The sequence below is a fragment of the Arthrobacter sp. EpRS71 genome (assembly GCF_001512285.1).
Lineage (GTDB): Bacteria > Actinomycetota > Actinomycetes > Actinomycetales > Micrococcaceae > Arthrobacter.
The window spans coordinates 731,209-744,780 of sequence record NZ_LNUV01000003.1; the positions used below are offsets into that span (position 1 = coordinate 731,209).

Sequence of the window (13,572 nt, forward strand, 5' to 3'; positions counted from 1 at the left end):
GCTCCCTTTCTGGAGTGATGCCTAGTGATGACAAAGTTGAGTCTACTACGCTCAACTTTGCTTTGGGTCCGCTGAGGTCAATGTTTGCCCACGGCGAAACCAGAGTCCAGAGCCCACCTAAATCCGGGAAAAGTAGGCTGGTGCCATGGAGACCATTTCGACCGCAGAAGAACTCGAAGAACTCATCGGATTGCCCCTCGACCGCACCAGGAAGAAAGTGCGTACATCCCTGAGTGACTTCGACACGCAATGGCTCGCTGCCAGCCCCTTCTGCGTCATCTCGACAACCGACGCACAGGGCCGCGTGGACGCCTCGCCCAAGGGAGATCCTGCCGGATTCATCCAAGTCCTTGACCGCCACACCATCGCCATCCCGGAACGCCCCGGAAACAAACTGGTGTTCGGCTTCCACAACATCCTGGAAAACCCGAACGTCGGCATCCTCTCTGTTGTCCCGGGCCGCACCGACACCTTGCGGATCAACGGGACTGCACAACTTGTCCGGGACGCCGACTTCTTTGACCTCATGGTGGTCAAGGGACACAGGCCACGCGCCGCCGTCGTGGTTTCTGTGGAGGAAGTGTTCACGCATTGCGGCAAAGCGTTCATGCGGAGCGGGCTGTGGCAGCCCGAAACCTGGGACGCCGACGGTCTGCCAAGCATCGCGGCCCTCGCAAAGACTTACACCCAGCCCGAGACGCCGCTGGAAGAGCTCGAGACTTACTACGGACCGTCGTACGCCGAACAGATGTACCGGGACTAACACCGGTCCTCAACCTCAGGCCGGGTAAACAGACACCAGCGCGGATTTGACCACGAACCGCACCTCCATGCCCGGAACCAGCCCCAAATCGGCGGACGCTGCGGGGGTGATGTCCGCGGACAAAGCTTGGGCCGAATCTCCCGCGCGGACGCGGATCTGGTCCCCGTACGGTTCCAAATCCGTGATGGTCACCGGAAACGAATTGCGGGGGCTTCCGTGGACGTCACCCAGAAAAACGGAAACGCTCGACGGCGGGAACGCTGCCACGCCTGCCTGGCCAGGTGAAGGTGACCAGCCGGAATCGTGCTGGCCGGCGAAAACCCGGCCATCCGGCGTCGTTATTCCGTCCCCGGTGATGGTGCCGGTGACGAGGTTCAGCCCTGCGAGGCCGGCAGCGAAGTGGCTTCTGGGCCGCTCGAGGACATCCCGGGTGGGGCCTTCTTCCACCATGCGGCCCTTCTCCACCACCATCACACGGTCGGCGAGCATGTAGGCGTCCAGGACGTCGTGCGTGACGACGATGGCTTTGCGGCCTTCGAGGACCCGTTTGAGCACACGTCGGAGCAAGGGCGCTGCGTGGATGTCCAGAGCGGCCATGGGTTCATCGAGCAGCAGAAGCTCAGGCTCGGCGGCCAAGGCGCGTGCCACGGCAACGCGTTGAGCCTGCCCGCCGGACAGCTGGGACGGCTTCCGCTTGGCCAAGTTCGCGGCGTCAACTTCCGCCAGCCAATGCTGCGCGGTTTCCCTCGCAGTGGCGGTCGAAGCGCCTGCACTCCGCGGACCGAATGCCACGTTGTCCAGTGCATTCAGATGCGGAAAAAGGAGCGCTTCCTGGGCCAGAAGCGCAGTCCCCCGGAGGTGGGGAGGGCTCCAAAAGTTGGTGCCGTCGTCGAGGTTGAAGAGCTCTTTATCCCCGATTCGTGCTGAACCGGAATCCGGCCGCAACAGTCCTGCGATCACGCCCAACAGAGTGGATTTTCCCGCACCGTTGGGACCGAGGATGGCCACGGTTTCGCCATCTTCGAGGCTGAGGGACATCTCGAAACTCCTGGCGCGGAGGCTGGCTTGCAGCTCAAAAGTCATGGCCGCACCTCCACAGGCGTGCTGCTTCGTCGGCGCCCGTAGCTGAGCCCAACCACCGCAACGGCTACCGCCACAAGCACCAGGGAAAGCGCGACGGCGGCGTCAGCGTCGGTCTCGCGCTGCAAATAAATTTCCAGCGGCAAGGTGCGGGTAATCCCTTCGAGGCTGCCGGCGAAGGTCAAGGTAGCGCCGAACTCGCCCAAGCTGCGCGCGAACGACAACACGGCTCCCGACGCAAGCCCGGGCAAAACCAGCGGCAGCGTCACCCGACGAAGAACGGTGGTGGGCCGTGCGCCCAAGGTAGCCGCTACAGCCTCGTACTTACTTCCCGCTGATCGGAGCGCGCCTTCCAGGCTGACCACCAGGAACGGCATAGCCACGAACGTTTGAGCCAGAACAACTGCGGTAGTGGAAAACGCGATCTGGATACCGGCCAGCTCCAAGGACTTGCCGAGAAGACCCTGCCGCCCGAACGTGTACAGCAGCGCAATACCCCCTACCACCGGCGGCAGCACCAGCGGCAACAGCACGAAAGCCCTCAGTAATCGCTGGCCCGGAAACTCACCACGCGCCAGGACCAACGCCAACGGAACACCCAGCACAATGCAGAGCACTGTGCTGGCTGCGGAGGTCCTCAAACTCAGACCCAGCGCGGCTACGGAGGAATCCGACGTGATGAGGGGAAGGAACTGCGGCCAGTTGACCTTCGCCACCATCGCCACCAACGGAAGGACCACCAAGAGCCCACCCACGGCCGCCACGGCATAGACCCATCGCGGGATGCCGTGGTAGCCGGACGCGCTTTTTCTGTTCATGGACTTCCTACGGTGCGCCAAATCCGGCGTCGCTGAGGACCTTCTTGCCTGCTTCACTGGTCACGCTCGCGACGAACGCGGCAGCAAGTTCCTTGTTCTTGCTGGAGCTTACCGTGGCGATCGGGTAGGTGTTGACGGCCTTGTCCGATTCCGGGAACGCTATGCCCTTGACCTTGTCGCCGGCCCCCTTCACATCCGTGACGTAGACCAGGCCGGCGTCAGCCTCGCCCGAGGTGACCTTGCCCAGGACATCGGTGACTGACGATTCTTCACTGACAGGGCTCAACGTGATGCCGCTGGCCTTCTCCACCGTGTCCGTCGCCGCGCCGCAGGGAACCTGGCTGGCGCACGTCACTACTTTGACGCCTGGCTTGGCCAGGTCAGCCAAGGACGAGATCGACGCCGGGTTGCTGGGTGGGACAGCGATCTCCAGGACATTGGTGGCGAAGTTTGTTGCGGTACCGTCCAGCAGCTTGGCATCGGCCAGCTTTGTCATGTTCTTGGTGTCCGCCGAAGCGAAAACGTCGGCGGGGGCGCCTTGGCTGATCTGCGTCACCAGGTCCGAGGAACCGGCGAAGCTCAGTGTCACCTTGGTTCCGGGGTTCTTCGCCTCGAAATCCTTGGCCAGCTGCGTGAACGTGGCTTTGAGGGAGGCGGCCGCGAAGACGGTCACTGTTCCGCTCAAGGGGGATGTGCTGCTGTCGCCCGACGGCGTTGCGGCGGGTGCCGAGGTGCCGCAGGCCGCGAGGGCACTGGTCAATCCCACCGCAACGGCCGTGGCCAGGAAGCTCTTCTTCAGCTGGAGGGTCCTCATATGATGCTCTTTCCCTGGGGTGTTTCGATGATCACGGTGGTGGCCTTCACTACGGCGGTGGCAACCGAGCCCAGTTCCAGCCCGAGCTCCCGGACAGCTTCACTGCTCATCAGCGAGACCACCCGGAACGGGCCACACTGCAGCTCCACCTGGGCCATGACCTTGTCCGCGGTGATTCCCGTGACCAGGCCGACGAAGCGGTTGCGTGCCGAGCTTCCCGCCCGGGAGGGATCATCCGGGAGGTGGGACTGATCGCGGGCCAGCGTGGCGAGTTCCAACCCGTCCACTGCGAGGCGCCCGGCTGAATCCTTGTGGGCGGTCAGCACCCCATTCTCTGTCCAGCGCCTCACGGTGTCGTCGCTGACACCGAGGAAACGGGCGGCCTCGGAAATTCGTATGTGCGGCATAGATGCATCATAGTTCCGTATTTGCGGATCAATGTTCTCAAATAGTCCGCAAACGAAATATGACTGTGTGGTGAGGTGCCTGCGTCCGCACCCCTTCCCGCCCGACGCACCCATTTGGCGTTCCCATCGCACCCGGTGCCGCACGAAGCACCCGTAACCACTGGTGCGCCTGGCGGAAAGTGGTGCGCCGCCGTCGTCGTCCTCTAGCCGCCGGGGACCCGCAGCCGTACCCTGTTCTAGGGGAGAGTTTCATATTCGAAGGAACGTCCCATGGAATGGATTCGTCCGGACAACCCGGACTATGACGAAGCCCGAAAACTCTTCAATGCGATGATCGACCGCAGGCCGGCCGTCATCGCCAAATGCTCTGATCCCGGCGAGGTAGCCGAGGCGCTGAGCTACGCGCACAACCACAATCTGGACGTTGCAGTCCGATCTGGCGGGCACTCGGTGGCCGGCATGTCCACCAACGACGACGGCCTGGTAGTGGACGTCCGCCCCATGAAGTCCATCAGCGTGGACCCTGAGGCAAAAACCGCCACGGCGGGCGCCGGACTCACGTGGGGCGAATTCGATCGCGCAACCCAGCAATATGGGCTGGCTGTCACAGGCGGACGCGCGTCCACCACCGGAGTCTCGGGCTTCACACTGGGTGGCGGCTCAGGATGGCTGGAGCGATCGTACGGATTCGCGTGCGACAACCTCCTCTCGGTAGACCTCGTCACTGCCTCCGGCGATCGCGTGACCGCCAGCCGGGACGAGAACCCTGAGCTGTTCTGGGCCCTCCACGGAGGCGGTGGGAACTTCGGCGTGGCCACCTCCCTCACGTTCCAACTGCACGACCTCGGACCCTCGGTGGTGGCCGGCCTCATGCTCTTCCCCGGGGACGACGCACCGGGGCTATCGCGCGCCTACCGGCAGATTGCTTTGGAAGCGCCCGACGCCGTCGGGACCGCGCTGGTGTATCTCACCGCCCCGCCGGAAGAGTTCGTCCCCGAAGAGATGGTGGGCAAACTCGCCGTCGGGATGGCCTACATCTACGCGGGCGATGTTGAGGCCGGCGAGGAGCATGCAAAGCCATTCAAGGACCTCGGCCCCTCAGTGGACCTGGTCTCACCCATGGAATACGCGGACTTCCAATGCATGATCGATGACCCTCCGGACCTCTACAACTACTGGAGCGCCGACTACCACAACGAACTGTCCGATGCTGCCCTGGACCTCCTGGTGGACTCGGCACAGCGCCTCCCCGGACCGCACTCACAGCAGCTGGTGGCTCGTTGGGGCGGGGCTGTAGGCGGTCCTGCTGCGGCGAACACTCCGTTGCAGCACCGCGGAGCCTCGTGGGTCAGCCACCCGTTCGGCCTGTCCGAGACCCGTGAGGGCGGGCAGGAAGCCAAGGCCTGGGTCAAGCAGTTCCGGCAAGACATCGCCCCTCACACCACGGGCGGCGTGTGGTTGAACTTCATTGGCGACGAAGGACAGGACCGGATCATGGCCGCCTACGGCGAACAGAACTACCGGCGGTTGTCCTTGGTGAAGCGCGAGTTCGATCCCGACAACGTGTTCCGCGGCAACCAGAACATCCTGCCGGCTGAGCACTGAGTTTCTGCACTCCTTCCCAGTTGCCGTGATCAGCGCGGGCAGTGAAGCCTGTACTTCCGGGACGGCAGCACGGCGGTAGACGTCCCGATGGCCGGCAACTGGGAAGGATCACATGGGTACACTTTGGCCATGGCCATCTACGTCGATCCACCCTTATGGCCAGCGCACGGAACCGTGTTCTCGCACCTGGTCTCAGACTCGTCGCTGGAGGAGTTGCACGCGTTCGCGGCCGCCGCCGGAGTTCCCGAGCGAGCTTTCGACGGCGACCACTACGACGTCCCCGAACGCCGATACGACCACCTCGTTTCAGCGGGCGCCATCCCTGTGGAGGCCCGCATCCTGGTCCGCAAGCTCATCGCCAGCGGACTGCGCATCCCGGCTCGTGAACGGAGCAAGGCCTTGACAGTACCTCTGATGGAACGTTGGAACAGCACCTACCCCGGCCACGAGGAGCTGGGTCTTGAACTCCTCGAGCGCTGGGGAGAGGACCGCAGGAAGTATCACAACCGGACGCATCTCCTGGCAGTCCTTGAAGCCTTGGATGTGCTGGCCGAACCTGACCAGCCTGCCCGAACCGTCCTGCTGGCAGCGTGGTTTCACGATGCCGTCTATGAAGGAGTGGCCGGGCAGGACGAAGAAGAGTCCGCCCGTTTGGCAGAGGACCGGCTAACAGCCACTGGTTTGGCTCCGCACGAGGTGGCCGAAGTGGCACGTTTGGTCCGCCTCACCGCCACGCACAGCCCAAAGACAGGCGACTACGCGGGTGCCATGTTGTGCGATGCAGACCTCTCCGTGCTCGGCGGTGACCAGCAGTCCTATGCCCGCTATCGTGCCGCCGTCCGCGAAGACTACGCCCACGTCAGTGACGACGACTTCGCCAAGGGGCGCGCCGCCGTCGTACGTGACCTCCTGAGGCTGGATCCCCTGTTCCACAGCGAACGCGCCAAGGCACTCTGGTTGACGGCTGCGCGACGAAACCTCACCGGCGAACTCGCGTGAGCGGTGCGCTCGACAAACCCGGCGCACCGCAACGGCAGCTGCCGTACTCGATCCGCTTCGAATGGGGGCTCGACGGCGCGCGTGCGGTGGTGCCCGGAGCTGACCTGGCGGTGGTGGTTGACGTTTTGTCATTCACCACGTGCGTCAGCGTTGCCATGGACCGCGGTGCGGTGGTTTATCCGTACCCTTGGCGGGATGCGGCTGCCAGCGAGTTCGCCGCTCGTCACGGAGCCTCACTTGCGGGGCACCGGGGTTCGGACGGGTTGAGCCTCTCCCCCTCGAGTCTTCGGGCTGCGTCGGTTCTGGACCGGCTGGTTCTTCCGTCCCCCAATGGTTCCGCGATCAGCCATTACCTTGCCGCATCTGCCCCGCAGGTGGTGGCCGTCTCGCTGCGCAACGCCGCCGCTACGGCCGGCTGGGTTCTCGCCGCGTTGCCTAAAGATGCTGTCATTGCGGTTATTGCTGCCGGCGAGAAGTGGGCTCAAGGCACTCTCCGCCCGGCGTTGGAGGATGAGCTTGGTGCGGGGGCATTCATCGCCGGACTCGCAACCGCCGGACGACAGAATTTCTCCCCGGAGTCGGCGGCTGCGGCATCGGCTTTCGTTGCCGCCGAACCGCGGCTGGCCGAGGCATTGCGTGGTTGCTCCAGTGGGCGGGAACTCATAGACACCGGCTACGCGGATGACGTCCAGATCGCCGCCGAGCTGGACTCAAGCCATGCGGTGGCTTTATTGCGGAACGGGGCATTCCAAGGCGCTTAGGCCTTCAGCCGTGCGGAGAGTTCCAAGGAGTGCTGGCCAAGCTAGCATAGAGGTGTGACCTCCTACCTCCTAGCTTTCCCTGAACTCCCGCTGGCCGTGCCCGACGTCGAGCACGTCCTGGCTGTCCGCGGAGTGGGCGGCTACCGCCAGTACCGCATCCCGGCCCTTGCCGTCAGTACGCGGGGCACCGTGTTGGCCGCCTACGATGGCCGGCCCAACCTGGACGACCTCCCCAATCCCATAGACCTCCTCCTGCGCCGCAGCTACGACAACGGACTGACCTGGGAGCCGCAGCAGCTTGTGCGCACGGGCTCGGGGCTCCACGGCTTCGGTGATCCTAGCTTGCTGGTTGACACGGAAACCGGGCGGATTTTCATGTTCCATGCGGCAGGCACTCATGCGGGCTTCTTCGAAGCCGTCACCGGATTGGAGCCCGAGGACGACGTGCAGCATGCAGACGTCAGCTTCTCAGATGACGACGGCGACACCTGGCAACACCGCAGGCTCACCGGACAACTCAAGCACGGAGCCGTCACCGGCCTGTTCGCCGCAGCGGGACAAGGAGTCCAGATACACACTGGCCCTTTTGCGGGCCGGCTGGTGCAACAGTATGTGCTGTTGGCAGACGGAGCCATCATGGCTGCGTCCGCCTACAGCGACGACCACGGCGAAACCTGGTCCCTCGGAGACATGATCGGAACCGGCCCCACCGGCATTGGGCCCAACGAAAACAAGGTTGTGTGTTTGGACGACGGCCGGCTGCTCCTGCACTCGCGGGCAACCCCGTGCAGGTTGTCAGCTGTGTCCGGAGACGGCGGTCAGACATGGAGCCCGTTACAGCCCATCCCGGAACTACCCGACCCCAGTGACAACGGCTCCGTGGCGCGCTTCGACGGCCTTCCCAGTGTTGATTCCTACGCGACACCTGAGACCTCGGAGTGGCTGATCGCCAGCAACAACCAGGACCCTCATCTGCGTCGGAACACGGTCCTGAGCCTCTCCCCCGACAACGGCGCCACCTGGCCGGCCAAGCTGTTGCTGTGCGAGGGCAGTTCCGCTTACTCGACGGTTACGCGGCTTCCGGATGGGAACATCGGGGTGCTGTATGAGCGTCAGGGGTACCGCGAGATCGTGTTCGCGTCGATCCCTGCCGGGCAGCTGACGGGGCAGCTTCACCGAGCCGCAGCGGTTCAGGACTCTTCAGACACCTCAGGGCTCGTCTTCGACATGGAATTACGATCCATCACTCCGGGCAGGCCCGCAGAATGGCAAAACGCGGGTGACCACCACGTGATTCCGGCCAACAGCGACGGCGAATGGGATGTGCAGACCTGGAAGGAAATCGGCCAAGGCTACGCCGGTCACCAGGTCCTTGGCACCCGCGAAGCCCAAGACCTCAACTACGGCCCCATCATCGCCGGCTACAAGGCCGGGGACATCCTGGCTTTCACCGGACGCATCCGCAACTGTGGCACCGAGCCGGCTGCCGGCGTCGTCCTTCTCGGACCGCACAACAACCCTGACAGTTTCCCGCCAGCGGACCTACTGCCCGGCGAGTACGCGCTGTACTTCACCCCGACGTACACCATTACCGAGACTGACCTGGCCCGGAAAACGCTGAACCTCACTTTCACGGCAGAGGCCGACGCCGGAAGGGTGCGTTTGGAGCGCACCTTCCGGTTCGAGCTGCTCACCGGCGCCGTGGTTGCGTCTTAGAGGTGGCGCTTCTTAGCGATAGGTGCTGACGAACGGCTGGCTGGTGGGCACAATCTGCTTACCGAGGGGCATCAGCGATACCGGGATCAGTTTCAGGTTGGCGATAGCCAGCGGGATTCCGATGATGGTGATGGCCATGGCAACAGCCGTGACCACGTGACCGATCGCAATCCAGATGCCTGCAACCAGCAGCCAAATCACGTTGCCCAGGAGCGCAAACACCCCGGAACCACCCGGCTTCTCAACCACCATTTGCCCGAAAGGCCAGAGGCAGTAGGCGCCGATTCGGAACGAAGCGATGCCCCACGGAATGGTCACGATGAGCACGCAGCAGATAATGCCGGCTGCAAAGTATCCCAGCGCCAGCCAGAATCCGCCGAAGACCAGCCAGATGATATTAAGGAGCGTTTTCATAGTCATCATTCTCCCCTGCAGGCACGACAAAAAGCCTAGGGGTCTGCCCTGAATCTTCCCTGACTTCCAGCGGCGCCCAGTGGCGCGCGTACTGCTGCGCTACGCCGTCGGGCGTCGGGCATCGGGCATCGGGCATCGGGCATCGGGCATCGGGCATCGGGCATCGGGCATCGGGCATCGGCTCAGCCAGCCAGGACGCCGTCCAACTTGTCGAACGAGGTACCCCAGCCGTCGCGGGTCATCTCCACCCACTCCTCGGACGCAAACGGCCCCTGGGTGAGATTCATCCGGGTGCGTCCGTTGAGGTCCTCGAATTCGAGGTACATTTCCTCGTACTCGTGATCAGCGTCCGGAGCAGCTTTGGCCTGCGCCACCAAGAGAGCCGGGCTGTTGAGCTCGGTGATGGTGGCCTCGATGGGCGCCGATTGCTCGCCGTTCTCATCCGACCACACCATGACTACCTGCCACACGCCGCCAACCCGGGGCTCAACGATGATCTGATCGCGGGGAGCCTCCACTTCCACGGGCCCGAACCACTGGGTGAGTTTGTCCGGCTCCATCCAGGCTTCAAAAACCTTCTCGCGCGGAGCATCGAATTCACGGCTCATGGTCAGGGTGTGCTGTTCGGTGCTCATTGCTATTACTCCCGGGGTGTCGGTAATGCTCGATATCCAAGTAGAATCTTCTATGCCTGTCAAGGCGTCGGATGCCGTTGCAGAGACGTTGAGCGTGCGGTGGATACAGCGGCGAGGTAGTGCTTGATGTGGGCGTATTTCACCGCCTTGGGATCCCAGCCTTTTCGGAGACCACCCTTGGTGACCTTGGAAGACCACCGGATACGGGTAACTGACGCGGCCCTTCCCTATGAAGGGTGTTCCGCTTCCAAGCTAGCTGTACTGCACAGGGCGGAATGGCTCTGCCCGGCCTGCGTGTCATCGTCCAACAAGCAACCGCTCAGCTCTGGCGGCCGTCTCGTGGGCCACCTGTGCGCTGAGTCCGGCGTGGCGGGCCGGGTCGAGCAGCTGGCCCAGTTCGTCTTCGGAGAGCACTGCGGTGATCCGCGTGTCCTTCCTCAGCACCTCAAGGAAGTCCGTGCCCGTGGTCACAGCTTCCGTGGCCGCATGGTGGACGATGTCATGTGCTGCCTGTCGTCCGACGAACCCGGCCAGGCTCATCATCATGGCCTCGGCCGAGATGAGACCGTGCGTCAGGGCCAGGTTGTCTTTCATTTTCTCCGGGAACACATGCAGCCCCTCCAAGAGTTCTCCCAAGAGACTGACTGTTTCTGTGCCGTGCACCGCAGCCGTCATGACGGCATGGTCCATCAGGGCGGAGCGGGCACCGTCTACTTCATGGGACTGGATCATCGCTTCCAGTGCCATGGGAGCGGCCGCTTGTACGATTGCCGCGCTGGTGACGACCCCGCCACTGAGTTTGGGGTTCCGTTTCTGTGGCATGGTGGAGCTTCCGATGTCGCCGGGCGGGATTTCTTCGCTGAGCTCTCCGAACTCGATGGCCATCAGACGGGAGACTTCCCCGGCGATCTGGCTTGATGTCGCGGCCATCAGGGCCAGTACGGACACGAACTCGGCGAAGTGGTCCACGATTCCGCGGCCTGGAACGGGCATGGGAACCAGGCCCAGTTCCTGGGCCACGAGTTCCTGAACCTTTGGCCCTAGTTCACCGAAGGTGGCGAACGTCCCTGCCGCCCCGCCCGTCATGGAAACGCCCAGGCGGGGACGGAGCTCATCGAGACGGGTCAGGTGCCGGAGCATGGGGTCCAACCAGCAGGCTGCCTTGTAGCCGAAGGTGATGGGAACGGCCTGCTGCCAGTGTGTCCGGCCCGCCATGAGGGTATCCGCGTGGGTCCGGGCCAAGTCCGCCAGTGTCCGGATGACGCGGACAGTCTGTGCTTGCACAACGTCCAGTGCCTTGATGATCCCCACGGTGTCACCGGTCTGCTGAATGTTCTGGGTCGTGGCGCCCCAGTGAACCCAGCCGCCGGCCTCGGGCCCGGTAACACGGGAGAGTTCCCTGATGAGCGGGACCATGACGTGGCCTGTCACGCGTTCTTGGGCGTCGAGTTCGGGTTCGTCCAGGAGCTCCAGGCGGGCGCACTGCACGATGGTCCGGGCGGCGTCCTCCGGGACGATGCCGAGCCGGGCTTCGGCCTTGGCCAGGGCCGCTTCAACGTCCAGCCACCGCTGACGTCTGCTTTGTTTGGTAAACAGGTCCCGGACCTGGTCGGCGGCGGTCTTGGTGAGCGGCATGCCGGGTGCCGAGTTGAGCTGGCGCGTGTCGGTCATTTGTCCGATCCTGCCGTCAGGCCTTCGCTGAGGAGTCGTTCACTGCCGAAGAAGAGGATGATGATCGGCAATGTGAGGATCACGGAGCCTGCCATGAGCACGGTAGTCGGAACCTCGAGGCTGCCCGAGAGCTGTGCCAACCCGAGCGAAACTGTCCATTTGTCGCGGTCTTCGACGAGGAACAGCAGCGCGAATAGGAATTCGTTCCAGGCGATCATGAAGACGAACAGCGCGTTGGACATGATCGCCGGGCCCGCCAGGGGCAGGCTGATACGGAGCATCGTTCCGATCCTGCCAAGACCGTCGAGGGCCGCGGCTTCCTCGAGACTTTCAGGGATGGTCTGGAAGTAGTTGCGCAGCATAAAGATCGACACGGCGATGGTCTGGGACACGTAGACGACCAGCAGCACACCGATGGCGCCGCGTAACCCCAGCTTCGTGAAGAAGACAAACAACGGGACGGCAAGCAGGATGCTGGGGAACAGGTACACGGCGAGGAACAGAGCGCTGATTTGACGGCGCCCGAAGAACTGCAAACGGCTCACAGCGTAGGCACCGGGAATGGCGATCAGCAGGGTGAGCGCAACGGTTCCCAGAGCGACCAGCCCACTGGTGATGATGAAGCCGGTGAAGCCTTGGCCACCGTCGGCGACTGAGGCGAGGACGCTGGTGTACGCGTCGAAGCTGATCTCTGCGAGGTTGGGCCAGATACGGGCGGGGTCGGCAATGAGCGAGCCGATGTCCCGCACGGAGAGAGTGATCATGTAGTAGAACGGGAACACCGTCACCACCAGCAGTCCGATGATCACGAGCCACCGGAGGACCCTGAAGAGTTTGGTTTCCGCGATGTCCCGTGAGAACTGCCGTTTCCGCGGCCGTCGGGCGGCCGGAGTGCTCGGACGTATGGGGGTTTCATTCATGACGGTCATCAGGCCACTTCCTCGTCCTTGACGGCGAACTTCATGTAGATCAGGACCATCACTGTCAGGATGGCCGCCAGAACCAGTGCCTGGGCTGAGGCGGAGCCGATGTCTCCGCGGCCGATCAGGTAGTTGAACACGCCCACGCTGACCACTTCGGTGCCGGCGCCGCCTCCGGTGAGGAGGTAGACGTCGTCGAAGTTGTTGAACGTCCAGATGAAGCGGAGCACGCTGAGCACGGCGATGGTGGGGAGCAGTTGCGGCAACAGGATGTGCCGGAACATTTGGGTTGGTACGGCCCCGTCCATGCGTGCCGCTTCCTCGATGGACTTCGGCACTGCCTGGAGCCGGGCCGTTACGAAGAGGAACACGAATGGGAAGGTCCGCCAGATTTCAAAGGCGATGACCGTGAACAGGGCGGTCGGCACAGGGACAGTCAATCCGAGGATCTCAACCTCGCTCGTGCGGGTGGTCAGGAAGGAAACGGGTTGGTCCCAGCCCAGTGCACCGGTTCCCCAGGCGTTCACGACGCCGAACTGGGGGTTGAGCATGGTCTTCCAAACGAAGGCGGCTGCGACGACGGGCGAGACGTAGGGAAGCAGCATTGCTGCCCGGACGAGTGTGCGTCCGCGAAAGGCGTTGCGGAGGGCCAGTGCTGCCATGAGGCCAACGACAATTGCTCCGCCGGTGCCGAGCACCGAGTAGGTGAGGGTTGTGCCCAGGGAGGACCAGAGTGCTTCGGAGGTCAGGACATTGATGAAGTTGTCGAGTGTGTAGTTGCCGAAGAGGTTGGCTCTGCGGATCTGGATGAGGCGGACGTCCTGGAAGGCGAGCATGACGGTCCAAAGGATCGGCAGGACGACCAGGACCAGGACGATGATGACGCTGGGTGAGACAAGGGCGATACCGGCGCGGGCTTGGCGGCGGCTGACGCTTCCTTTGCGACGGAGTGTGGTGGTGGTACTCATG

Annotated in this window: 14 protein-coding genes; 5 read left to right on the forward strand and 9 right to left on the reverse strand. The window is 63.4% G+C overall.

The features are described from left to right. The first annotated feature begins 145 nt into the window (after positions 1 to 145). Entirely contained in the window at positions 146 to 763 is a 618-nt protein-coding gene (locus AR689_RS06125; protein ID WP_062068100.1) for an MSMEG_1061 family FMN-dependent PPOX-type flavoprotein, read from the forward strand. 15 nt (positions 764 to 778) lie between these two features. Here AR689_RS06125 and AR689_RS06130 read toward each other — a convergent pair whose 3' ends face one another. From AR689_RS06130 to AR689_RS06145, 4 genes are read right to left on the reverse strand one after another with little or no spacing between them, the layout of a single operon-like run. Continuing rightward, on the reverse strand, positions 779 to 1,846 hold the full coding sequence (locus AR689_RS06130) for a sulfate/molybdate ABC transporter ATP-binding protein (protein ID WP_062068102.1): 1,068 nt from the start codon (positions 1,844 to 1,846) through the stop codon (positions 779 to 781). Continuing rightward, a complete protein-coding gene (locus tag AR689_RS06135; RefSeq protein ID WP_062068104.1) occupies positions 1,843 to 2,661 on the reverse strand; it encodes an ABC transporter permease in 819 nt (272 codons plus the stop codon). Before AR689_RS06135 ends, AR689_RS06130 begins: the two co-directional genes overlap by 4 nt. A gap of 7 nt (positions 2,662 to 2,668) precedes the next feature. Then, a complete protein-coding gene (modA, locus tag AR689_RS06140; protein WP_062068106.1) occupies positions 2,669 to 3,475 on the reverse strand; it encodes a molybdate ABC transporter substrate-binding protein in 807 nt (268 codons plus the stop codon). Then, positions 3,472 to 3,882 (reverse strand): TOBE domain-containing protein, encoded by a 411-nt coding sequence (locus tag AR689_RS06145; RefSeq protein ID WP_062068108.1) that lies wholly within the window; start codon positions 3,880 to 3,882, stop codon positions 3,472 to 3,474. The genes modA and AR689_RS06145 overlap by 4 nt, the downstream gene beginning before the upstream one ends. A 270-nt stretch (positions 3,883 to 4,152) precedes the next feature. Between AR689_RS06145 and AR689_RS06150 the strand changes: the two genes are divergently transcribed. The 4 genes from AR689_RS06150 to AR689_RS06165 all read left to right on the forward strand — a co-directional run bounded on the left by AR689_RS06150 (position 4,153) and on the right by AR689_RS06165 (position 8,963). After that, positions 4,153 to 5,487, forward strand: a complete 1,335-nt coding sequence (locus AR689_RS06150; RefSeq protein ID WP_062068109.1) for an FAD-binding oxidoreductase — start codon at positions 4,153 to 4,155, stop codon at positions 5,485 to 5,487. A 129-nt stretch (positions 5,488 to 5,616) separates the two neighbouring features. Then, entirely contained in the window at positions 5,617 to 6,486 is an 870-nt protein-coding gene (locus AR689_RS06155) for a DUF4031 domain-containing protein (protein ID WP_062068649.1), read from the forward strand. Beyond that, positions 6,483 to 7,247: a 2-phosphosulfolactate phosphatase gene (locus tag AR689_RS06160; RefSeq protein WP_062068111.1), complete on the forward strand. Its 765-nt coding sequence runs from the start codon at positions 6,483 to 6,485 to the stop codon at positions 7,245 to 7,247. The genes AR689_RS06155 and AR689_RS06160 overlap by 4 nt, the downstream gene beginning before the upstream one ends. A 54-nt stretch (positions 7,248 to 7,301) precedes the next feature. After that, entirely contained in the window at positions 7,302 to 8,963 is a 1,662-nt protein-coding gene (locus AR689_RS06165) for a sialidase family protein (protein ID WP_062068113.1), read from the forward strand. Positions 8,964 to 8,975: 12 nt separating this feature from the next. Here the strand turns inward: AR689_RS06165 and AR689_RS06170 are convergent, their stop codons facing one another. The 5 genes from AR689_RS06170 to AR689_RS06190 all read right to left on the reverse strand — a co-directional run bounded on the left by AR689_RS06170 (position 8,976) and on the right by AR689_RS06190 (position 13,571). Further along, a complete protein-coding gene (locus AR689_RS06170; RefSeq protein WP_062068115.1) occupies positions 8,976 to 9,377 on the reverse strand; it encodes a YccF domain-containing protein in 402 nt (133 codons plus the stop codon). Positions 9,378 to 9,559: 182 nt separating this feature from the next. Then, entirely contained in the window at positions 9,560 to 10,012 is a 453-nt protein-coding gene (locus AR689_RS06175) for an SRPBCC family protein (RefSeq protein WP_062068117.1), read from the reverse strand. A 297-nt stretch (positions 10,013 to 10,309) separates the two neighbouring features. Beyond that, positions 10,310 to 11,683 carry a class-II fumarase/aspartase family protein gene (locus tag AR689_RS06180; RefSeq protein ID WP_062068119.1) on the reverse strand — a complete coding sequence of 458 codons (1,374 nt, stop codon included), beginning with the start codon at positions 11,681 to 11,683 and terminating at the stop codon, positions 10,310 to 10,312. After that, positions 11,680 to 12,612, reverse strand: coding sequence for a carbohydrate ABC transporter permease (locus AR689_RS06185; protein ID WP_082697818.1), 933 nt, complete (start codon positions 12,610 to 12,612; stop codon positions 11,680 to 11,682). The genes AR689_RS06180 and AR689_RS06185 overlap by 4 nt, the downstream gene beginning before the upstream one ends. Next, on the reverse strand, positions 12,612 to 13,571 hold the full coding sequence (locus tag AR689_RS06190; RefSeq protein ID WP_062068121.1) for a carbohydrate ABC transporter permease: 960 nt from the start codon (positions 13,569 to 13,571) through the stop codon (positions 12,612 to 12,614). Before AR689_RS06190 ends, AR689_RS06185 begins: the two co-directional genes overlap by 1 nt. Position 13,572 lies beyond the last annotated feature (1 nt).